The following is a 22244-nucleotide window of genomic DNA, read 5'->3' on the forward strand; positions in this document are numbered from 1 at the left end:
TTGCTCACATGGAGCAGATTGTCCAGCGACGCCGGGACTCGGCACAGACCAAGGCGCGAATCCTCGCCGCCGCCAACCGCGTGTTCGCCGATCTCGGCTATGCCAAGGCGGGCCTGCGCGACATCGCCGCCGAAGCCGAGGTCGCCTCGTCGCTGATCGTCCGCTACTTCGGGACCAAGGCCGGGCTGTTCGAGGCCGCCTTGATCGAGACGATCCGCACCAACAGCGTGTTCGCGCAGGAGAAGCACGGCTTCGGCCAAGTGATGGCGCAGCTCGTACTGGAACAGAGCAACATCGCCATCACCGCGATGCTGGTGATGGCGCTCGCCGACCCCGAGGCGAAGGCGGCGGCGCAGCGCGTGTCGGAGGCGCAGATCATCCAGCCGCTCGCCGACTGGCTCGGCCCGCCCGACGCCTATGCGCGCGCGCTGAACATGTTCTCGCTGCTTACCGGCTTCGTGGTCCAGATGCAGGCGCTGCGCACCGACGCGATCCCGCCGGCCTCTTTGCGCTGGCTGGCGGACGCGCTCGACGCGCTTGTCGATCCCGGCGATCAGTCCTTCTGATCGGCATAGGCCTTGACCAGCCCGTAGAGGAAGGTCCGCGCCTCCATCACCGACCGCACCCGGATCCGTTCGTTGAGGCCGTGGACCCCGTCGCCGTCTGGGTCGCGGAAGATGCCGGAGACGCCATAGGTCGGAATGCCCGCGGCGTTGAGGGTGACCGCGTCGGTGGCGCCGGTCGCCATGTGCGGGACCACCGGCACCCCGGGCCACACCGCCGCCGACAATTTCTCGGCGGGCAGCAGCACCCGGTCGGTCACCGGCGCGGGCGCGGCGGGCTTGTAGCCGCGGGTCGCGGTGACGCTCACCTCGGGATCGTCGACGACCTTGACCAAAGCCGCGCGGACCTCGTCGGTCGGCACCCCCGGGATCACCCGACAGTTGATCGTCGCGGTCGCGCGCTGCGGCAGCGCGTTGGCGGCATGGCCGGCGTTGAGCATCGTCGCGACGCAGGTGGTGCGCAGCATCGAATGATAGCTGGGCGACCGGTTGAGCAGGTCGCTCGCCGCCTTGTCCTGCGGATTGGCGACGACCGCGGTCATCGCCGCCCCGTCGGCGCCGCCGACCACCTTGGCCATCCGGGTGAAATAGCCGCGATTGGCGTCGATGAACTGGACCGGGAAATCGAACCGGCTGAGCCGGTCGAGCGCGCGGGCGAGGCTGTAGATCGCATTGTCGGGACGCGGCAGCGACGAATGGCCGCCGGGGTTGGTCGCCTCGAGGGTGAAGCCCATCACCACCTTCTGCGCGGCCTGGAAGGTCTGGTCGACCCGCTTGCCGTCGGCGTCGAGCTCGCCATAGCCGCCCTCGTTGAGCGCGATGCCGGCGTCGATCAGCGGGCGCTGATTGTCGACCAGCCATTTGGCGCCGTTGAGATACAGCCCCTCCTCGCCGCAGGTCAGCGCCATCTTGATCGTGCGCAGCGGCTTGTAGCCCTCCGCCCGGTAGCGCAGCAGATTATCGGCCCAGATCGCGTCCTGCGCCTTCATGTCGGCGACCCCGCGTCCATAGAGGAAACCGCCCTCCTCGATCAGTATGAACGGATCGCGGGTCCAGTCGGCGCGGCGCGCATTGACCACGTCGATATGGCCGAGCATCAGCACCGCCTTGAGCTTCGGATCGCGCCCCGGATAGACCGCCACCAGCGCCCCCGCCTTGGGATTGCCCTCGGGGACGAACAGATGGAGGTCGGCCTCGGGAAAGCCCCCGGCCTTCATCCGCGCCGCGACCTTCTCGGTTACCGCGGTGCAGCTGCCGGTGTCGAAGCTGCTGTCGGTCTCGACCATCTCCTTGAGCATGGCGCGGAACGAGGCTTCGTCGGGCTTCGGCGCGGCCTGCGCGACAGCCGGGAGCGACGTCGCGACCAGCGCCGCCGCGACGAATATGTGGGTGAACCTCATGCTATTTCCCCGCCTTGCCGGCCATCGCCACCAGCTCCTCGACCGTATAGGCCCGGCCATTGGCGATCACCGTCTTCACGTTGAACGTATTGGCGATATTCTCGCGCGGATCGCCCTTGACCAGCGCGATGTCGGCGAGCTTGCCCGCCTCGAGCGTGCCGGCGTCGAGGTTGAGCTCCTCGGCCGATGTCCTGGTCCCCGCCTGCAGCGCCTGGAACGGGGTGAGCCCCGCGTCGACATAGGAGGCGAGCTCGGCGTGGAGGTTGATCGCGATCGTGGTGTCGGTGCCGGCGGTGACCTTGGCGCCGGCGTCGTACATTTTCTTGAGCGCCTGCAGGCTCCCCGGCAGCCCCGACAGCCGCAGCGCCGCGACCATCGGATTTTGTTCGAGCACCGATTTCTGCGCCCAGATCGGGTAGAGCGCGAGCCGCGGATCGTCGCGATAGGCGGGGTTCTTTTCGAGATAGCCCGGCAGCGCCCCGAAATTGGTCGGGGTCAGGTAACGCTGGCTCTGCCTGAACAGCTGGATCACATCCTCATAGGCGCGGCCCTGCGGCCCCTGTTTGGGCGAATAGCCGCGCCGGCTGGTGGCACCCATATGCTCGGTCGCATCGACCCCGGTATAGGCCGCCGGATAGATTTCATGGCCGGTGACCGGCACCCCCATCGCATGCGCCGCCTCGACGATCCGCCGCTGGTAGAGATCGGGCATCCGGACATAGCTTTTGACGAGATCATATTTGAGCAGCCGCGCGCGCTCGAGTTCGCGTTCGAGATGCGCCGGCCCCGCGACCGCGACCCCCATCTTGTAATAGACGCGCTGCCATTCGAGCAGCGGGCCGTTGGTGTAGATGCGCGGCCCGATCCGCACCCCGGCCTCGTTCGCCTCGCGGTCCTCGACCCCGTCATAGGGCTGGTTGCCCGGATCGCGCACGGTGGTGATGCCGTACGCCAGCCAGGCGCGGTGCGCATTGGCGCCGAAATCCTTCTGGACATGGGCATGATGCTCGATCAGCCCGGGGATCGCGGTCAGCCCGGTGCCGTCGACGAGCTTGCCCGAGGCGTGGAGCGCGGCGTCGTGCGCGCCGATCGACACGATCCGGTTGCCCTCGATGACGATGTCCTGGTCGTGCTTCGTCTCGTCATGGACCGCATCGACGAGGTTGGACACATGGACGATCGTCCGCCCGACGGGCTTGGCGAGGGTGTAGCTGAGGTCGACCGGAATATCGCTGATCTTGCCGGTCTCGATGTCGATCGACTTCACCTTGTCGGCCGATTCATAGACGATCGTCTTCGAATCCGCCGCCCAGGACGGGAAATAGGAGATGTCCGAGGTGTAGCTGCGCAACGGCCCGGTCGGGGTGCCGTCGGCCGACACCGGCCAGATCTTCAGCACGCCCTCGTAGATCGCCGCCATCTTGGTACCGTCGGGCGACCAGGCCGGACCGCCGCCGCCGCGGGTGTCCATCGAGGCATTGGGTTCGGGCAGCTTCCAATAAGGCGCGCTGCCGTCGACCGGGATCAGATAGACCTGATTGGTGCCCTCGCGGAAACTCGCCGAGAATTTGTAGGAGAGCGCGACCGCCAGCGTCTTGCCGTCGGCCGACCAGCTCGGCGATCCCGGCTGGCCGAGCGACGCCTGCAGTCGGGTGACCTTGCCGGTCGCGACATCGGCGAAGCACACCCCCGCCACGCCCCACATGCCGTCGACGTCGACGAAGGCGATCTTGCTGCCGTCGGGCGACCAGGCGGCGCCGAGCGGCTGGGTGTCGATCGTGGTGAACTGGCGATCCTTGCCGGTCCTGAGGTCGCGGATCCACAATTGCGGCAACCCGCCGCCCTTGTCCGAGGTGTAGACCAGGCTGTTGCCGTCGGGCGACCAGGCGACATCGGCCTCCATCGCCGCGTCCCTGGTCAGATTCTCGGGCGCCCCACCCTTGGTCGACTGGAGATAGAGATCGCCGAGCGCGACATAGGCGATCCTGCTGCCGTCGGGCGACACCGCCGGCTTGACGATGCCGAGCGCGCGGCGCGGTGCGGTCGAATCGAAGTCGCGCCTGGCGCGAACATAATCGGGCCGGGTGACCTGCAGCTTCACCGCGAACGGGATGCTTGCGAGCTTCGCCCCCGTCCGCCGACGGATGCGGCCGTCGGAGACATAGACATAGTCGTCGCCCTTCGGCAGCCACGACACCCGGAACGGGAAGACATTCTCGTCGCCCGACACCGGCTTGCCGTCGATCTCGAGCCGGCTGCCCTTGGCATCGGCGACGACATAAGCGAGCTGGCCGTTCGGGCCCCAGGACGGCGCGTCGACCTTGCCCTCGACCTTGCGCAGCGGCGTCTCGACCTTGTCGGCGAGCGTCGTCGCGAACAATCCGGTCGCGGTGCCGCGGGTGCTGGCATAAGCGATGCGGGCGCCGTCCGGCGACCAGGTCGGCATCCGGTCCTCGCCGGGATCGCTGGTGAGCTGGGCGATCTTTCCGCTGGCGATATCGATCGTCCAGATATTGTAGTTCGGCCCGCCCGCGCCGAGCCGGTCGGACGAGAAGGCGATCGTCCTGCCGTCGGGCGACCAGGCCGGCTCGCGATCGTCATAGGCGCCGTCGGTCAGCTTCTTCGCGTTCGATCCGTCGGGCGCGATCGTCCACAGATCATAGCCGCCGTCGCGATAGGCGAAATAGGCGAGCGTCTTGCCGTCGGGCGACCAGACCGGCTGGCGGGCATCGTTGAAATAGTCGGTGATCAGCGTGCCGCGGCCGCCCTTGGCCGGGATGATCCACAGGCTCCCCTGCAGGTCGACCGCGAGATATTTGCCGTCGGGCGAGATCGCGACCGCCATCGAGGTGCCCTCATGGACGTCGAAGGCGATCGTCTTGCCATGGCCCGGAGGCGCGGGCTGGACCGGTTCGGCCTGTACCGCCGCCATGCTGCCGAGCAGCGCCGTGGCCGCCAATAGGCGCACCGCGTTCATCATTTTCGTCATGCCGACCCCCGTTTATCTGTCTTTGAATTCACCAGCCGAAGACATAGCGCTCGCGCCGCACGTCTGCGCCGCCGCGCAGCGTCCCCGGCCCCGGCACCACCCCCGCCGCGACGATCCCGGTCGACACCCCATAAGGCCCGAGCACGTCGAGCTTGTGCCCGCGCGCGGTCAGCGCCGCGCGGATATCGGCGGGCACCCGATCCTCGATCTCGAGCACCCCAGGCTCGTCCTTCTTGACCATGAACGATCCGTGGAAATGGTTTGAATTGATCCGCGGCGCCTCGATCGCCGCCTGCAGCGGCTGGCCGAACGCCAGCACCCGCAGCAGCACATTGACGATCTGCTGGTCCTGGTTGTCGCCGCCGGGCGTCCCGATCGCGAGGAACGGCGCGCCGTCCTTCAACACCATCGCCGGCGACAGCGTCGTGCGCGGCCGCTTGCCCGGGACCAGCACGTTCGGGCTTTCGGGGTCGAGGTCGAACACCGTCATCCGGTTGCTCATCGGCACCCCGGTGTCGCCGGCGACATAGGCGCCGCCGAGCAGCCAGCCCGAACTCGGGGTGCAGCTGAACAGATTGCCGTGCCGGTCGACCACCTCGACCGCGGTGGTGTCGGCGGTCGGGCCGCCCTTCACCTTGAGCATGTGCGGGGTGAACGCCGGCGTCGTGCGCGGCTTGCCTTCATACGCCCAGGGGTCGCCATAGCGATGCTCGATCGAGGCGCGCGGCCCGATCAGCTTCGCCCGCGCCGCGGCATAATCCTTCGACAAGATCCCCTTCATCGGCACGGTCGCGAAATCGGGATCGCCGAAAAAGGCGTTGCGGTCGTCGAAGGCCAGCTTGATCGCCTCGGCCAGCGTGTGGAGATAGAGGTCCGATCCCGGGGTCATCGATCCGATGCCGGCAGCCTCGGCGATGTTGAGGGTCAGCAGCATCGCCGGCCCCTGGCTCCAGAAACCGCCCTTGCACACCTGATAGCCGAACACGTCGGCGGTCATCGGCGCCTCGACCTTGCCCTTGTAGCGGGCGAGATCCTCATAGCGCATCAGCCCGCCATCCTTCTCGACCGCGGCGCCGATCCTTCTGGCGATGTCGCCCTTGTAGAAGGCGTCGCGGCCGGCCTGGATCGCCGCCTTGCGGTCCTTGGTTTTCTTGAAAGTGGCGGCGTCGGCGGCGGCGATCGTCCGGATCGTGCGCGCGAGATTGGGCTGGCGGAAGATCTCGCCGGTCTTCGGCAGCGCCCCGCCCGGATAATAGGTCTCATAGGCGCTCGCCCATTTCGACGTCGCCTTCTTCTGGCTGGCGAACACCTCGGCGAGGAAGTTGTACATCACGAAGCCGTCGGCGAGCTCGATCGCCGGCTGCAGCACCTGGTCGAGGGTCATCGTCCCGTTGAGCTGCAGCGCCAACGCCATCGCGTCGACCATCGCCGGCACCGTGCCGCCATTGGGGCCGTTGCCGGGGATGATCCCGGCGGCGGCGAATTTGTCGGGGGTGGCGAGCCCCGGCGCGGTCCCCTGCCCGTTGACCACCGAGACCTTCTTCGTCTTCGCGTCATAGATGATCGACGGCGCCTCGCCGCCGAAGCCGAAATGCGAGATCTCGGTCACCGCCGCCGCGAACACCGCCGCGACCCCGGCATCGGTGGCGTTGCCGCCCGCCATCAGGATGCGCGTCCCCGCCGCCACCGCATAATGGCGCCCGGCGGCGACGATCCCGAAGCTGCCGACGATCTCGGGCCGCAGCGTCTCGCCCGCGCTCACCAGACGGGTTGGCTCGATCGGCGCGGATTTAGCCGGTACGGTTTGTGCGCCGACCTTCGCCGCTCCGCCGATCAGCGCCGCCCCACCGATCGCCAGCGCGGCGAGGTCGCGGCGGCTCGGATGCGAAGGTCCGTCGATATCGTTCATGCTGCGCCCCTTTTTGCACCGGCCGATCGACCGGTTGCTCCCTCGATAAACGATCGGCGCCGCGATTGCCGCCACCCCGTGCTTAACTTCTTCGCGATCAAGGCAATTATGAATAATTCCCGAACATTTGCGACAAATATGAGAAATTCGCATTACCGGATGGCGGATTTCCAACGTTAAGCCGTTCTGACTGGATGAGCAGACGGAGATGATAATTCCGCAATAGGGACCGGGTGGCGCGCGCACCTTGGCCAACCCTGACTCATGTCACTGGGAGAAGGTGCCGGCACTCGGTCGGGATGCGTTTTCATGCATGTCGTCTCGCCGGCACTTGCCGGCGGGCCAGCACAACCTCGTCCGGGCAAGGGCGGCACGGCGTCGACGCCGCGCCAGTCGTCAACTTCACCGTCGCTGTCACCCGAAAGCGGGGCAGCGCGATCTCGATGGGGGAAAACAGGGTATGACGCGGACACTCCTGCACAAGGCCTATCTGGGGGCGAGCCTGCTCGCACTCGCAGCGACCGGCGCACACGCACAGACGGCAACGCCGGCAAGCGGCGCCGACACCGCGCCGGCCGAAGAAGCCGCCGCCGACGTCAATGAAGCCGACGCGATCGTCGTCGTCGGCTCGCAGATCAAGGGCATGAAGCCCACCGGCGCGCTGCCGGTCAGCATCGTCGGCGCCGAACAGATCGGCGCGGTCGCCGCGGTGTCGGGCGCGGACCTGTTCCGCTCGATCCCGCAATTGGGCGGCGTCACCTTCAACGAGCAGGTGCTCGGCGGCGGCAACGCCAACGCCGCGCGCGGCGACGTCTCGACGGTCAGCCTGCGCGGCCTCGGCCAGGGCAATACGCTGCTGCTGATCAACGGCCGCCGCACCGTGCTCCACCCGACCTCGCAGGCGATCACCGGCGTGGTCGATTCGGGCGTGCCGACCTTCGGCTACAACGCCAACACCATTCCGGTCGGCAATATCGAGCGGGTCGAGGTGCTGCGCGACGGCGCCGCCGCGCTCTACGGGTCGGACGCGGTCGCCGGCGTTGTCAACAACGTCCTCAATTCGAACTTCAAGGGCGCCAAGTTCGACGCCCAATATGGCGGCGCCGAGGGCACCAACCTGCGCGAATTCCAGGCCAATGGCCTGGTCGGCACCGATTTCGCCGAGGGCCGCGGCAATATCTCGCTGTTCGGCGGTTATGCGCAGAAGTCGAAACTCTATCTGAGCGACCAGGACTATACCGCCAATGTCGATCGCCGCTCGTTCGTCGCGGGCACCGCGTTCGAGACGGTCGCGGCGTTCAACGGCACCAGCACCGGCAGTACGCCCTGGGGTACGTTCCGCGCGTCGGGCACCGGCATCATCACCAGCAACGGTACCCCCGTCACCAACGCCTCACGCCAGTTCCACGTTCAGCCGAACACCAACAGCGGCTGCCGGGTTGCCACTGCCACCACCGGGGTCTGCTATGACGACGGCAACGGCGTCACCGAAATGTCCGCCGCCGATTCCAACCTCCGCTTCAACGCGCCCCTGACCTTCGACAATCTCACCACCCAGCCCTCGGTCAAGCGCATCAACCTGTTCAGCAACGCGCATTACGACCTGACCGACGAGATCACCCTCTACAGCGAGGCCGGCTTCTACCGCGGCAAGACCAGCGCGATCGTCGCCTCGGGCGGTTCGCTCGCCAACATCCCGATCACCGTCGCCGCCAACGCCTATTGGAATCCGTTCGGCCCGGTCGGATCGCCGAACCGCCTGCCCGGGCTCAACATCCCGGCGACCGGCCTGCCGGTGACGATCAGCGCGCTCAACTATGTCGACGCCGGCACCCGCAAGGTCGACGTCACCAATTATCAATATCGCTTCCTGACCGGCGCCAAGGCGCAGTTCGGCAACTGGAATTTCGACAGCGCCGCGCTCTACACCTGGGCGACCGCCAAGGATGTCGCCGACGGCCTGTCGAACACCCTGCTCCAGGCCGCGATCAACAAGACCACCGCGGACGCCTATAATCCGTTCAACGGCGGCAGCCTGACCACCCCGTCGATCGGTGACGGCTCGCTCAACAACCAGGCGACGATCGACAGCTTCAAGATCAAGGCGACCCGGCGGACCCGCACCTCGCTCGGCCTGTGGGATTTCAAGCTGTCGAACGCGCATCTGCTCGATCTGTGGGGCGGCAACAGCATCGGCATCGCCGGCGGCGTCGAATATCGCCGCGAGACCTATCATGACAATCGCGACACCCGCCAGGGCGGCGTCCTCGGGGTCGACACCACCTATACCGACGCGGTCACCGGCATCTTCTACGGCTCCGACCTCGCCGGCGCCAGCCCCAGCCCCGACGTCCGCGGCAAGCGCAACGTCAAGTCGGCCTATGCCGAGCTCGCCATCCCGCTGGTCAGCCCCGAAATGGATGTCCCGCTGGTCCGCTCGCTCGATTTCCAGGTCGCCGGCCGCTACGAGGATTATAGCGACGTCGGCAGCGTCGCGAAGCCGAAGATCGCCGGCTCGTGGGAGATCTTCAAGGGGATCAAGGCCCGCGGTTCCTGGTCGCAGGGCTTCCGCGCCCCGAACCTCGAGGTGATCAACACCTCGACCCTCGACCGCGTCAACACCGGGGTCGACTATGTCGTGTGCGAGGAGGATCTGCGCGCCCGGCGGATCACCAATTTCTCGCAATGTACGCGCAGCATCTCGGTGCTCCGCCGCAGCGGCGGCAACCCCAATCTCAAGCCCGAACAGTCCGAAAGCTGGAGCTTCGGCGGCGTCGTCACCCCGCCGCTGCCCGCCGGCTGGGGCAATGCGGTGATCACCGTCGACCGCTGGCGCATCCGCCAGAAGAATGTCGTCGGCCTGCTCGATTATCAGAACGGCCTCAACCTCGATTATCTGCTGCGCGTCCAGGGCAGCAGCAACCCGAACGTGATCCGCAAGGCCCCGACCGCCGACGACATCGCGCTGGCCGCCGGCACCGGCCTCGCCCCCGTCGGCGAACTGCTCTACGTCATCGCCAATTTCGAAAATCTGCTGCCGGTGACGGTGCAGGGGATCGACTTCGACCTCGACTATCGCATCCGCGACACCGGGATCGGCAACTTCGCGTTCAACGTCAACGCGTCGAAGCTGATCTCCTATGTCGTCGACGCGCCGAGCGCGGTCCAGCAGGTGATCGACGCGCGCGCCGCCGGCACGATCAACGCCGGCGTGCCGATCCAGGGCGGCGGCGACGTCGTCGGCCGCGACGGCCAGCCCAAATGGCGGGTCGCGGCGACCCTCAACTGGTCGCTGGGGCCGGTCTCGGTCGGCGCCTTCGCCCAATATATCGACCATGTGTATGAAAATGCGGTGCGCGACGCCAATGCGGTGGCGTTCGTCGTCAAGAGCCAGACCACGGTCAACCTCTATGCCGGCTACGCCTTCGACACCGGCGCGCTCAAGGGCACCTCGGTCATCGTCGGCGCGCGCAACATCTTCGACAAGGATCCGCCGCTGTCGTCGGCGGGCTATCTGTCGAACCTCTACCAGCCGCAGGCGCGCTACTGGTACACCAGCATCAAGAAGGTGTTCTGATCGATGTGGGGCGCGGCGGTGTCGCGCCCCATCCCCGTCGTTCCGGCGGAGGCCGGAACCGCCCAAGACAGAACGATTCGCTCACAGCTTGGGCGGCCCCGGCCTCCGCCGGGGCGACGAATGGGGCCGACGAGAGCGGGACAATGCCGATATATGGACGCGACCGATCGATGGAGTCATTCCATGTCTGACGTAACTCGCCGCACTCTGCTCGCCTCCGGTTTTGCCGGCCTCGCCGCCTCGGCCCTTCCCACGGTCGCCCTCGCCCAGTCGGGCCAGCGCGCGCCCGACGCCCCGCGTTCGGGCAGCGCCACCGTCGCCGCGCACCGCCCCGAAGTGCCGATGCCGCATGGCGGGGGTCACCGGCGGCCACCCGCTGGCCTCGATGGCGGGCCTGCGCATGCTGCTCCAGGGCGGCAGCGCCGCCGATGCCGCGGTCGCGGTGATGGCGGTGCTCAACGTCGTCGAGCCCTGGGCATCGAGTGCGGCGGGCAACGGCTTCGCGACCTGCTTCGATCGCAAGGCGGGCAAGGTCACCGCGCTCGCCTTCACCGGCGCGGCGCCGAAACGGCTCGACCCCGATGTCGATCCGAAGCTGCTCGACAGCGGCCCCAAGGCGGTGACCGTGCCCGGCGCGTTCGGCGGCTGGATCGCGCTCGCGCGGCGCTTCGGCCGGCTGCCGCTGGCGACCCTGCTTGAACCGGCGATCGGCTATGCCCGTGACGGCCATCCGCTCGACGCCTCGATCGCCGCGACCATCGCCCGCCAGCAGGCGACGCTGGCGCGCTACCCGACCAGCGCGGCAATCTTCCTCCCCGGCGGCAAGCCCCCCGCCCCGCGATCGATCTTCAGGAACGAACCGCTCGCGCGCACCCTCCAGGCGCTGGCCGATGCCGAGACCAAGGCGTTCGCGGGCGGCGCCGACCGCGACCGCGCGCTCCAGGCGGCCTATGACCATTTCTACACCGGCCCGGTCGCGCAGGAGTTCGTCCGCTTCTCGCAGCAAACCGGCGGCTGGCTGCGGCTCGACGACCTCGCCACCTACCGCCCGCGCTGGGCGGAGCCGGTCCACACCAGCTATCGCGGGCTCGACGTCTATTGCAGCCCGCTGACCTCGCGCACCGGGCTCGAACTGTGCGAACAGCTCAACATCCTCGAAGGCTTCGACCTGGCCGGCCTTGCCCCGGGCAGCGCCGCGCTCACCCATCTGCTGATCGAGACGATCCGGGTCGCCAAGGCCGATGTCTATCGCTACGCCGCCGACCCCGCCTTCGCCACCACCCCGGCCGAAACCCTGTTGTCGAAGGGCTTCGCCGCCCAGCGCCGCACGCTGATCGATCCGGCGCGCGCCGGCGCCTATCCCGAGGGCGGCGACGCCGCGCGCTACGCCGCGGCCCGATCGGTGCAATGGGCCGCCCGCGACCAGCAGACCCGCGGCGGCGACACCACCAGCCTGTCGATCGTCGATGCCGACGGCAATGCGGTGGCGGTGACGACCACCGTCGGCGGCGGCTTCGGCACCTCGATGGTGATGGGCGACACCGGGCTGCTGTTCAACAACGGCCTGCGGCTCGGATCGACCGCGCCTTATGCCGGCCACCCCAACAAGGTCGCGCCAGGCAAGATCGCGCTGCTCGGCAACGGCCCGACGATCCTGCTCGACAAGGGCCGGTTGCATCTGGTGTACGGATCGCCGGGCGGCGAGACGATCGGCCAGACCCAGTTCCAGTTCCTCAGCCATGTCATCGACGGCGGCCTGCCGATCCAGGCGGCGATCGAGGCCCCCCGCTTCGCGATCGAGGCCGATCCCAATTTCTACAGGCCCGGCGCCGCGCTGACCGTTCAGATGGAGGGGCGGTTCGGCGATGCCGTCGTCGCCGACCTCACCGCGAAGGGACACCGCATCGAACAGGTCGGCCCCTATGCGATCGGCAGCGTCCAGGGCATCCTCGCCGATCGGTCGGGGGCGTATATGGGCGGCGCCGATCCCCGGCGGATGGGTTATGCCGTCGGCTATTGAGGAGCCGCTCGCCGCCGATTCAAAATCGATGAAAACGGCCGAATACCGCGCCTTATCTCCACTATTCATATGGCGGGCGATCGATGCCACCCAACATATCGCCCTTTCTTATCCGAAATGGAGCGAATTGATCCATGTTGGAACATGGTAGTTCGACTTGACATAGGTTACCCCGACAGAGCGGGGGGACCAAATGATGCGAACGGACGTCAACTATATCCTCCCACGCGACGTCCAGGGCAAGCTCAGGTCGGGCAGTATCGAGACCAGCGGCCCGATCGCCGAACTGCTCGACCTCTACGGCGCGCTGCCCGAAAGCGAACGCCGCCATGCGGTGATCATGCTCGACAAGCATATCGCGATGCCCGCCGACTTCACCCGGCCGACCGCGATGAACCTGTTCGACGGCGAAGCGACGATCCTGCTGCCCTATCTGGGGTAATAGCACGGCCGATCCCTGACGTTCGTCCCCGTTCGCGTGACGGTTCAGCGAGACGCGCCAGCCACCCAGGCTGCCCGCATGCCCGCCCATCGCCATGACGCCCGCCGATTGCCTTGCCGCCGCGATCGTGCGAGCGAGCGAAGCGCGACAGCAACAGGGGACATCGATTTTGGCCAGAGTGATTTTGAGGCAGATAAACTATCTGCCGGCTCGAAAATCACGGCAAACAAAAGCCATCCGGACTGGGGCCGCTTCCCTTTGAAGCGGCGACGGTCCGGACAGCCGCTTTGGGCGACATTGGTCCGGTGCAAGCCGGTGCTCGACGCCATCGCCGACGCGCCCGACGATGACGGCGCCGAGCCGAAGCTCGCCCGCAATATCGGCCTGTTCCAGCTCACCATGCTCGGGGTCGGCGCCACCATCGGCACCGGCATCTTCGTCGCGCTGACCACCGCGGTGCCCGAGGCCGGGCCGGCGGTGACGGTCTCCTTCGTGATCGCCGGCATCACCGCCGCGCTCACCGCTTTGTGCTATGCCGAGCTCGCCTCGGCGGTGCCCGCGGCGGGATCGTCCTACTCCTATGCCTATGCGACGCTCGGCGAGCTCGCCGCCTTCCTGATCGGCAGCTGCCTGCTGCTCGAATATGGGGTGTCGGCCTCGGCGATCGCGGTCGGTTGGGGGCAATATCTCAATGAGCTGCTCGGGCTGACCACCGGCTGGCGCATCCCCGATGCGTTCGCGCGGCCGCCGGGCGCCGGCGGCACGATCAACCTGCCCGCGGTGGTGCTGATCGGCCTGTGCCTGATATTGCTGCTGCGTGGCGGGCGGGAGTCGACCACCGCCAATGCGGTGCTGGTCGTCGCCAAACTGCTGGTGCTCGCCTTGTTCGTCGTCATCGCGCTCGCACACTTCACCCCCGCCAATCTCCGCCCGTTCGCGCCGATGGGGATGGCCGGGATCGGCTCGGCGGCCTCGTCGATCTTCTTCTCCTATATCGGCATCGACGCGGTCTCGACCGCGGGCGAGGAGGTGCGCAATCCGCGTCGCGACCTGCCGATCGCGATCATGGCGTCGCTCGGCATCGTCACCGCGGCCTATCTGCTGGTCGCGGTCGCCGCGATCGGCGCCCAGCCCTGGACGATGTTCGCGGGCCAGGAGGCGGGGCTCGCGGTGATCCTGCGCAACCTCACCGGCGCCGGCTGGCCGGCGGTGATCCTGTCGCTGGGCGCGATCGCCTCGATCTTCAGCGTGACCCTGGTCGTGCTCTACGGCCAGACCCGCATCCTCTACGCGATGAGCCGCGACGGGCTGCTCCCCGCCTTCTTCCGCCGGCTCGATCCGGTGAACAAGGTGCCGCGCCAGAATATCTGGGTGGTCGCGGTTGCGGTCGCGCTGCTCGCCGCGTTCGTGCCGCTCGACACCTTGGTCAACCTCACCAGCATGGGCACGCTGATCGCCTTCGCCGCGGTCTCCGCCGGGGTGATCATCCTGCGCCGCACCCGCCCCGACCTGCCGCGCGGCTACCGCGTCCCGCTGTTCCCGCTGCTGCCGATCGGCAGCGTCGGCTTCTGCCTCTATCTGATCGCCGGCCTCCCCGCCGACACCTTCGCGCTGTTCGCTATGTGGCTGACGGCCGCCGCGGCGATCTATTTCGGCTACTCGATGCGCCGCTCGGGGCTGGCGCAGGCGTAGGATGATCTCAACGGCGACGTAGCAGGAATAGGCAACCACCGAGGATCAGGAAAGGTAGCACCAGCCATGCGGTTGCCTGGCTTTTTGCCGGCCTTGGGGCTCGACAGGTTGGCGGATCGATCGTTGCCCGCATGCGCTGCCTGATCTGGGGGAATATTCGCTTCGGATCGATGAATTTCAGCTTCGCTCCCGACTGTGCCAACGCCGCACGGATGCGGCCGACATGCGCCGCATCGACGACGATCGCCAGATCGACCCCCTTCAGTTGGCCGGGGCGAACATCGCGGCCGATCCGCTCGATTTCGGTGGTGAGATTGGCGATATCGGGCGATCCTATCACCCGCACATCATCACCTTCCCAGGCGGCTTCGGTAAGGGCTTCGTCCAGCCATTTCAGCGATGGCTGGTAATCGGCGGCACTCGGCACGCGGAGCACGGTCGTGCGCGCCACAGGCGCATCTTCGGACCAGTTCGTCCGGTATTCGGTTTCATCGAGATAGTGATGCCAGCTCTGATCCTGCCCATTCGTGGGAGCCGAAATCGGCGCGTTCCATTGCCTGATCGCTTCACGCTCGCTCGCACAATTTGCCCGCGCGACGACCGCCGCGTCGTTCAGCGCCAATTTCCAGGCAGCACCACCAACGCCGACCGGCGCACCATCCACAAGCCGGATCGCCAGATCGATCGTTCGCCCCTCGCTGAACGAGAATTCGCCGTTGGTGGGCTGGACGACCGGGACGATCAGTCTCGCACCATCGGGGGACATTCGGGGCTCGCCGCGCCAGTGAAGCGAACTCACCGAGCGGGGAAGCGCGGCGACGAACCAACCGGGGAACAATTGCTCCAGCCCGAACTTACGGACGAGCTGCCCATTGCCATCGTAAATCGCGATGGCATCGGCCCCATAACCCATCGAATGCCAGTTATCGAAGGTCGCGAAGCCCTGGCCCTTGTTCGCGACCACGACATCGACCGGTCCGACTTCATTGACCAGCGGCTTTGTCCACGCGATTTCCCAACGGCCCGACGCGCCGAGCCGTTCGAGCGTCGCGATCGCGCTCGTCGCCTGCGATCCTGCGCGCGCACCGGCCGGTTCGCGGCCTTCGGTCTTGTCTTCGAAATAGGCGAGCGCGCTTTCGAGATCGCGCGGCACGACCGTCAGTCGCGCACTCTTGTCCTGCGACAGATAGGCCTGCGTCGAAGGCGGTATCCAGCTGTCCGCCCAGGCCGCACCGCTCGACCCAAGGATCAGCCACAGAAAGATGCGCTTCATTCGTCCCCCTAGCGATACCGCCCCAGCGCCGCCGAAATCGCCGCCAGCCCGCCCGCCAGCTCGTCCGCGGTCGGCCAGCCGAACCCGATCCGGAAGAATTCGCGTGGCATCTCGAACCAGTGCCCCGGCCCGACATAGGTCCCGTGCGTCTCGAGCAGGTCGCGGTAGAAGGCATCGGCATCGAACCCCGCCCCGACCACCACCCGCGGAAAGCCGACCACCCCGCCTGACGGTCGCACCCAGTCGACCAGCGGCTCGGCATCGATCCACGCCTGGACAAGGTCGCGCCGCCGCGCCATCTCGGGCAGGATCGCGGCCAGGAACGCCTCGCGCCCGCGCAGCATGTGCAGCGCCACCGCCTCGTCGAGTACGCTGCCGCAAATCCCGATCTGCTCCTTGGCGGCGAGGAAATTCTCATAGAGCGCGGCATCGCGGGTCACCAGCCAGCCGACCCGGATGCCGGGGATGCCATAAGCCTTGGACAGCGAGGCGACGCTGATCGCCCGGTCGCTGAGCGAGGCCGCGGCGGGCAGCCGCGCGCCATAGCTCAGGTCGCGATAGGTCTCGTCGACCAGCAGCCGGCAGCCCTGCCGCTCGGCGATCGCGATCAGCGCGTCGAGATCGGCGCGGTCCATCATCGTCCCCGTCGGATTGTGCGGGCAGGTGACGCTGATCAGCTTCGTGTTCGGCCGCACCAAGGCCGCGACCGCGGCGACATCGATCGCGAAGCCCCGTTCGAACGCCAGGTCGACATAGTCGATCGCGCAACCGATCGCCCGCGGCGTCTCAATATTGGTGGAGTAATTGGGCCGGACGACGATCAGATGATCGGCCGGCTGCAACAAGGTGGTGGCGATGATGAACAGCGCCCCGGCCGCCCCGGCGGTCATCAGCACATCGTCGGCCACCAGCCCCGCATCCTGCCCGGCGATCAGCGCGCGCGCCTCGCCATCGCCGCGATGCTCGCCATAGAGCAGGGTCAGGTCGGGGATATGCACGCCGATGTCCGACAGCTTCTGGTCGGCGATCGAGCTTTCGGACAGGTTGAATCGGATCCGGCCATAGCCGAACTCCTCGGGCGATTCCTTCTCGATCGCCATTCGTGCGTAACGCATGCGGCCCCCCTTCGCTGGTGTCGGGGCAATGCTATCGGGGCATTGCGCACGCCGCCATCCCCATCGAGCAGGCCGGCCTGCGCTGCGCCACGCGATCCGGACGCTGAACGGCAAGAACCGCCATCGCGGCGCAGAACGGAGATGAAACCTCCTCCGAAATGGTGAAGCCTAATCCGTCGCGCCACGCCGGATATCGGTGCGGCATCGTCCGCTGCCACGATGGCTTGGGCCGACGAACCCTTAAGCGTCCGGTAAGGCGAACAGGATAGAAGGACATGGATGATGTCGCATCCGGACTTGCCGGCCATATCGGCCGTCGAACTCGCGGCCGGGGAACGCATTCGCTGGTCGGGCCGCCCCGATCCGCTGGCCGGCATGGCGGGCAAGGCCGCTCTTGCCGGCTTCGCGGTCTCGTGGCTGGCCATCGCCATATCGGGTCTGTCCTCGGCGATCCCACGCGGCGACAGGCTCGCGATGCTGATCACGGCCTGCTTCGTGGGCATCGGCATCGTCATGCTGTTCGCGCCGCTGTTCGACTATCGCAGCGCACGCGGCACGAGCTTTGCGGTCACCGACCGCCGCCTCATCGTCGTCCGCGCCCGCGGCCGGTCGATCACATCGATCCAGCTCAGCGGAATCCGCCAGGTAGAGCGCGTGCTCAGGCGCGGGCGGATCACCCTGCGTATCCCGACCGCGCTCGTCAGCGACGGCGATGGCGGGCAGAAGGTCGATTATACCATCCTCCATGGCCTGGCCGACGGTGATCAGGCCTATCGGCTGCTGACCCAACACCGCGCCTGAACCGCCTGCCGGGGATCACCCGGCACCATCATCCCATGTGTATTGCATAGACAATACAGCAAGCGTATCGAGCCACGGTGACTATCACCAGGGGCGCCTCATGATCCGTTTACGCCATCGAACCGCATTGTCGGTCCTCGCCTTCGCGCTGATCGCCGGCTCGGCCGTGGCCGCCGCACCGGCGCCGGATTATCGTCCGGCTTTCCACCCCGACCGGCTCAAGGGCCCGCCCGCCGGCAGACCAAACGAAGTGCTGGTGCTCGGCACCCCGCATCTCTCGGGGATCGACGGGCTGCGCCCCGACATGCTGGCGCCGCTGCTCGCGCGGCTGGCGGCATGGCGTCCGACCGCGATCGCCACCGAGGATCTGTCGGGACTGCAATGCGACAGCCTGCGCCGCTATCCGGCGCGCTACGCCGCGACCGTCAAGGATTATTGCCCCGACCCTACGGCTGCCGGCCAGGCCAGCGGGCTCGACGTGCCCGCGGCGAATGCCGAGGCGGAGCGGCTGCTGGCGGCCTGGCCGGCCGCGCCCGCGCCGGGGCAGCGCCGCCACCTCGCAACGATCTTCCTCGCGGCGGGGGAGCGCGGATCGGCGCTGGTCCAGTGGCTCCGCCTGCCGCCGGCCGAGCGGCGTGCCCGCGACGGGCTGAATCTCGAACTGGTCGCCGCGCTGGACAAGCTCAAGGACCGTCGCAACGAGTCGAGCCTGATCGCGGCCGCGCTCGCCGCGCAACTCGGGCTCGAACGGCTATGGAGCGTCGACGATCATTCGGCCGACACCCCCGACCCGACCGATCCCGCCGAGGCCAAGGCCGCCGGCGACGCGATCTCGCACGCCTGGGACAACCCCGCGACAAAGGCCCGAGCCGCCGAGGACGACCGGCTGAAGGCCGGCCTCGCCCAGCCGGACGGGCTGCTGGCGATGTACCGCGCCTATAATGCGCCCGAGGGGGCGATGCAGGCCTATCGCTCCGATTTCGGCGCCGCGCTGACCGAGCCGTCGCCGCAGGGCTTCGGCCGCAACTATGTCGGCTATTGGGAGACCCGCAACCTGCGGATGGTGGCGAACATCCGCGATATGCTCGGCCAGCACCCGGGCACCCGCCTGCTCGCGATCGTCGGGGCGTCGCACAAGGGCTATTATGAGGCCTATCTCGACCAGATGCACGATGTGCGGCTGGTCGATGCGGAGAAGGTTCTCGCGGCCGGGCGATGAGGGGCGCCATCAGGCCATGCATGGGCGAAGCATCATGGATCGGTGGGTTTGATAAACCAGTACCGCAACTCCACCGAGCACCGTTATATAATTGTAAAAATTCTTGGGGAAGTTTTTCACCATTCAATATAGTACATATACCTATTGATGGTAAATTTCAAGAACTCCCCATAGAGATTATTGACCAGAACAATTATTCATGCACTTATCAATCACATATCGAATCGATGAACATTATTTGGCAAGGACATTTCATGAGAAACTCAGCTTTCGCAGGAATCATCGTGCTGATAATGTCGTTTTCTGCCCCAATGAGTGGAGCATTAGCCGAATCCATCGAACTTGATCAATGCATCCAGCAAGCGGATGCAGAATATTATCACACACTTACCTACTGCTTTGGCTATCCGTTCAACGATGCATCGCAACGAGATTATTGCCAATATACCGCAGAATTAACTCATAATTATGACCTTCAGGATTGCTATTCAATGTATGGCGAACCGATCTCCTATCAAAAACGCAGAAAAGATAACCTGCGATCAAATTATCCAAACCCAAAAAATATCATGCTCTGATTTTATTCGCACCGCCAATTTAGAAAAGAAATCTGCACCATTATTATCGAAGCTAACGACTTTCGCGGTGTCGATCTGCTGACGAAGCGCCTCCGCCAAGGCCGGATACGCCGCCGCTATGATCTCAAGAACTTCTCGTTCGATAGGCCAGAGCGGCCCATCTAAGGCGTGTAGCCGATCTAGCGAGCAACAACAGGAGCTGGCTGCTTCCACAGCCGAACGACAGACTTCGCCTACGATCGGTAGCACCAACGCAGACGAAGATGCTGCCATCGGGACGGAGACATCTCGCCTCATTCGATCAAGCGCCGGCTTCGCCGCCCCGCCCCCTCCCAGCTCTCCCCTACAAGTGGGAGAGAGGGACCGTCCCTCACCCCTTCCGCTTCAACAACGCCATCCTGAGACACCGGCACACCACCTCGGCCCGCTGGTTGATCAGCTCATGCGTGAAGGTCACGATCCCCGCATCGGGCCGCGACTTCGATTCCCGCAGCTCCGTAATCTCGCTCGTCGCCCGCATCGTGTCGCCCAGGAACACCGGCTTGGGCATCACCAGCTTGTCGTAGCCCAGATTCGCCACCAGCGTGCCCAGCGTCGTGTCGGAGATCGTCAACCCGATCATCAGCGCGAAGGTGAAGGTGCCGTTGACGAGGATCTGGCCGAACTCGGACGCCTTGGCCGCCTCGACGTCGATGTGCAGCGGCTGCGGGTTGTGGGTCATCACCGAGAACAGCAGATTGTCGGTCTCGGTGACGGTGCGGCGGATCTCATGCTCGATCCGGTCGCCAATCTGCCACTCATCGAAATGCCGTCCGGCCATCAGGCGTCTTCCTTCTCGATCTTCACCAGCACCGCCTCGACCTGCACCTGGCTGCCGGTCGACACGTTGAGTTCGGCGACCACCCCGTCGAACGGCGCGGTCAGGCCATGTTCCATCTTCATCGCTTCGAGGGTCAGCAGCTTCTGCCCCTTGACCACCTTGTCGCCCGCGGCGACCTCGACGACGATCACCCGGCCCGGCATCGGCGCGAGGATCGCCCCCGACGACGCCCCCGCCCCCGCCTCGGCGGTCTTGCGCCACGCGGTGAGCAGGCCGACCTGGCCCTGGTCGATCACGAAGGCCGACGATGCCGGATCGGCCGCCCCCTGCCCTTCAAGCGCCACCTCGACCGGCGCGCCGTCGAGCAGGAAATAGGCCGATCGCTTCGGCGCGGCGTTCAGGCGGAAGCCCGGCTGCTCGATCGGCCCGACCAGCGTCATCGCCGCCTGGGTCAGCGCCGCCGCCGACGGCGCCGGCGGGGTCGCCATCGCCTCGCCGTCGCGGCCGATCAGGCCGGTGTCGACATCGCCGGCGACGAACGCCGGATGTTCGAGCGCCTGGACCAGAAACGACGCGTTGGTCTTGACCGGCCACACCGCCGTGCCCGTCAGGATCGCGCCGAGCCGCACCCGCGCCTGGTCGCGATCGTCGCCGCGCGCGATCACCTTGGCGATCATCGGATCGTAAAAAGGCGAGACCTCGGCGCCCTCATAGACCCCGGTGTCGATCCGCCCGCCTTCTCCGGTGCCGAACTTCAGCAGTTCGAGCGTGCCGATGCTGGGGAGAAAGCCCTTGGCCGGATCCTCGGCATAGAGCCGCGCTTCCATCGCCCAGCCATTGATCGCCAGTTCGTCCTGCGCCTTGGGCAGTTTCTCGCCGCTGGCGACACGGAGCTGCCACTCGACCAGATCCTGGCCGGTGATCTCCTCGGTGACCGGATGCTCGACCTGCAGCCGCGTGTTCATCTCCATGAACCAGATCCGGTCGGCGCGCAGGCCCTCCGAGGCGTCGGCGATGAACTCGATCGTCCCCGCGCCGACATAATCGACCGCCTTGGCCGCACGCACCGCCGCGTCGCAGATCGCCGCGCGGGTCGCCGGGTCCATGCCGGGGGCCGGCGCCTCCTCGATCACCTTCTGGTGGCGGCGCTGCAGCGAGCAATCGCGCTCGAACAGATGGACGACCTGCCCATGCTTGTCGCCGAACACCTGCACCTCGATGTGGCGCGGGCGCTGGATATATTTTTCGATCAGCACATGGTCGTTGCCGAACGACGACGCCGCCTCGCGCTGGCACGAGGCGAGCGCGTCGGTGAAGTCGCCCGGCGCCTCGACCAGCCGCATCCCCTTGCCGCCGCCGCCGGCGACCGCCTTGATCAGCACCGGATAGCCGATCGCATCGGCCTGTTCGGCGAGGAACGCCGGCGCCTGATCCTCGCCCATATAGCCGGGGGTGACGGGAACGCCCGCCGCCGACATCAGCTGCTTGGCGGCGTCCTTCAGGCCCATCGCGGTGATCGACGACGGGTTGGGGCCGACCCAGACGAGGCCCGCGTCGATCACCGCCTGCGCGAAGGCGGCGTTTTCGGAGAGAAAGCCATAGCCGGGGTGGATCGCCTCGGCGCCGGTGGCCTGGGCGGCGGCGATGATCCGCTCGCCGATCAGATAGGATTCGCGCGCCGGCGACGGCCCGATATGGACCGCGGCGTCGGCGAGCCGGACATGGAGCGCCTGCGCGTCGGCGTCCGAATGGACCGCGACGGTGCGGATGCCGAGGCGCCGGGCGGTGCGGATGATCCGGCAGGCGATTTCGCCGCGATTGGCGATGAGAAGCGATTTTATCATGC

15 protein-coding genes are annotated in these 22244 nt (G+C 66.8%); 8 read left to right on the forward strand and 7 right to left on the reverse strand.

Translation table 11 applies throughout. The features are described from left to right. Positions 1-8 precede the first annotated feature (8 nt). Positions 9-566: a TetR/AcrR family transcriptional regulator gene (locus AC1RM6_RS18175; RefSeq protein WP_493103731.1), complete on the forward strand. Its 558-nt coding sequence runs from the start codon at positions 9-11 to the stop codon at positions 564-566. On the opposite strand, the gene AC1RM6_RS18180 is transcribed toward AC1RM6_RS18175, so the two are convergent. The 3 genes from AC1RM6_RS18180 to AC1RM6_RS18190 are packed head-to-tail and all read right to left on the reverse strand — an operon-like array spanning position 554 to position 6861. Further along, the gene (locus AC1RM6_RS18180) at positions 554-1963 is read right to left on the reverse strand and encodes a M20/M25/M40 family metallo-hydrolase (protein ID WP_493103735.1); all 1410 of its coding nucleotides are present in this window, start codon (positions 1961-1963) and stop codon (positions 554-556) included. The genes AC1RM6_RS18175 and AC1RM6_RS18180 overlap by 13 nt on opposite strands. A gap of 1 nt (position 1964) precedes the next feature. Further along, positions 1965-4952, reverse strand: a complete 2988-nt coding sequence (locus tag AC1RM6_RS18185) for an amidohydrolase family protein (RefSeq protein ID WP_493103737.1) — start codon at positions 4950-4952, stop codon at positions 1965-1967. 28 nt (positions 4953-4980) lie between these two features. Beyond that, on the reverse strand, positions 4981-6861 hold the full coding sequence (locus AC1RM6_RS18190; protein ID WP_493103738.1) for a gamma-glutamyltransferase family protein: 1881 nt from the start codon (positions 6859-6861) through the stop codon (positions 4981-4983). Positions 6862-7321: 460 nt separating this feature from the next. Between AC1RM6_RS18190 and AC1RM6_RS18195 the strand changes: the two genes are divergently transcribed. The 4 genes from AC1RM6_RS18195 to AC1RM6_RS18210 all read left to right on the forward strand — a co-directional run bounded on the left by AC1RM6_RS18195 (position 7322) and on the right by AC1RM6_RS18210 (position 14592). Beyond that, a complete protein-coding gene (locus tag AC1RM6_RS18195; RefSeq protein WP_493103740.1) occupies positions 7322-10438 on the forward strand; it encodes a TonB-dependent receptor domain-containing protein in 3117 nt (1038 codons plus the stop codon). Positions 10439-10787: 349 nt separating this feature from the next. Beyond that, the gene (locus tag AC1RM6_RS18200; RefSeq protein WP_493103742.1) at positions 10788-12458 is read left to right on the forward strand and encodes a gamma-glutamyltransferase family protein; all 1671 of its coding nucleotides are present in this window, start codon (positions 10788-10790) and stop codon (positions 12456-12458) included. Between the two features lie 193 nt (positions 12459-12651). After that, a complete protein-coding gene (locus tag AC1RM6_RS18205; RefSeq protein ID WP_493103744.1) occupies positions 12652-12900 on the forward strand; it encodes a hypothetical protein in 249 nt (82 codons plus the stop codon). 315 nt (positions 12901-13215) lie between these two features. Beyond that, on the forward strand, positions 13216-14592 hold the full coding sequence (locus AC1RM6_RS18210) for an APC family permease (RefSeq protein ID WP_493103746.1): 1377 nt from the start codon (positions 13216-13218) through the stop codon (positions 14590-14592). Positions 14593-14599: 7 nt separating this feature from the next. Here the strand turns inward: AC1RM6_RS18210 and AC1RM6_RS18215 are convergent, their stop codons facing one another. Both AC1RM6_RS18215 and AC1RM6_RS18220 read right to left on the reverse strand, forming a co-directional pair. Next, positions 14600-15865 (reverse strand): hypothetical protein, encoded by a 1266-nt coding sequence (locus tag AC1RM6_RS18215; RefSeq protein WP_493103748.1) that lies wholly within the window; start codon positions 15863-15865, stop codon positions 14600-14602. 8 nt (positions 15866-15873) lie between these two features. Beyond that, a complete protein-coding gene (locus AC1RM6_RS18220) occupies positions 15874-16980 on the reverse strand; it encodes an aminotransferase class I/II-fold pyridoxal phosphate-dependent enzyme (RefSeq protein ID WP_493103750.1) in 1107 nt (368 codons plus the stop codon). A 282-nt stretch (positions 16981-17262) separates the two neighbouring features. Between AC1RM6_RS18220 and AC1RM6_RS18225 the strand changes: the two genes are divergently transcribed. The 3 genes from AC1RM6_RS18225 to AC1RM6_RS18235 all read left to right on the forward strand — a co-directional run bounded on the left by AC1RM6_RS18225 (position 17263) and on the right by AC1RM6_RS18235 (position 19578). After that, positions 17263-17781 (forward strand): hypothetical protein, encoded by a 519-nt coding sequence (locus AC1RM6_RS18225; protein ID WP_493103752.1) that lies wholly within the window; start codon positions 17263-17265, stop codon positions 17779-17781. A gap of 100 nt (positions 17782-17881) precedes the next feature. Further along, positions 17882-19000, forward strand: a complete 1119-nt coding sequence (locus AC1RM6_RS18230; RefSeq protein WP_493103754.1) for a DUF5694 domain-containing protein — start codon at positions 17882-17884, stop codon at positions 18998-19000. 20 nt (positions 19001-19020) lie between these two features. After that, positions 19021-19578, forward strand: coding sequence for a hypothetical protein (locus AC1RM6_RS18235; RefSeq protein WP_493103756.1), 558 nt, complete (start codon positions 19021-19023; stop codon positions 19576-19578). Between the two features lie 370 nt (positions 19579-19948). On the opposite strand, the gene AC1RM6_RS18240 is transcribed toward AC1RM6_RS18235, so the two are convergent. Further along, positions 19949-20398, reverse strand: coding sequence for a MaoC family dehydratase (locus tag AC1RM6_RS18240; protein WP_493103758.1), 450 nt, complete (start codon positions 20396-20398; stop codon positions 19949-19951). Next, positions 20398-22242: an acetyl/propionyl/methylcrotonyl-CoA carboxylase subunit alpha gene (locus AC1RM6_RS18245; protein ID WP_493103759.1), complete on the reverse strand. Its 1845-nt coding sequence runs from the start codon at positions 22240-22242 to the stop codon at positions 20398-20400. Before AC1RM6_RS18245 ends, AC1RM6_RS18240 begins: the two co-directional genes overlap by 1 nt. Positions 22243-22244 lie beyond the last annotated feature (2 nt).

This window comes from Rhizorhabdus sp. GW822-FHT03C02, assembly GCF_058801765.1.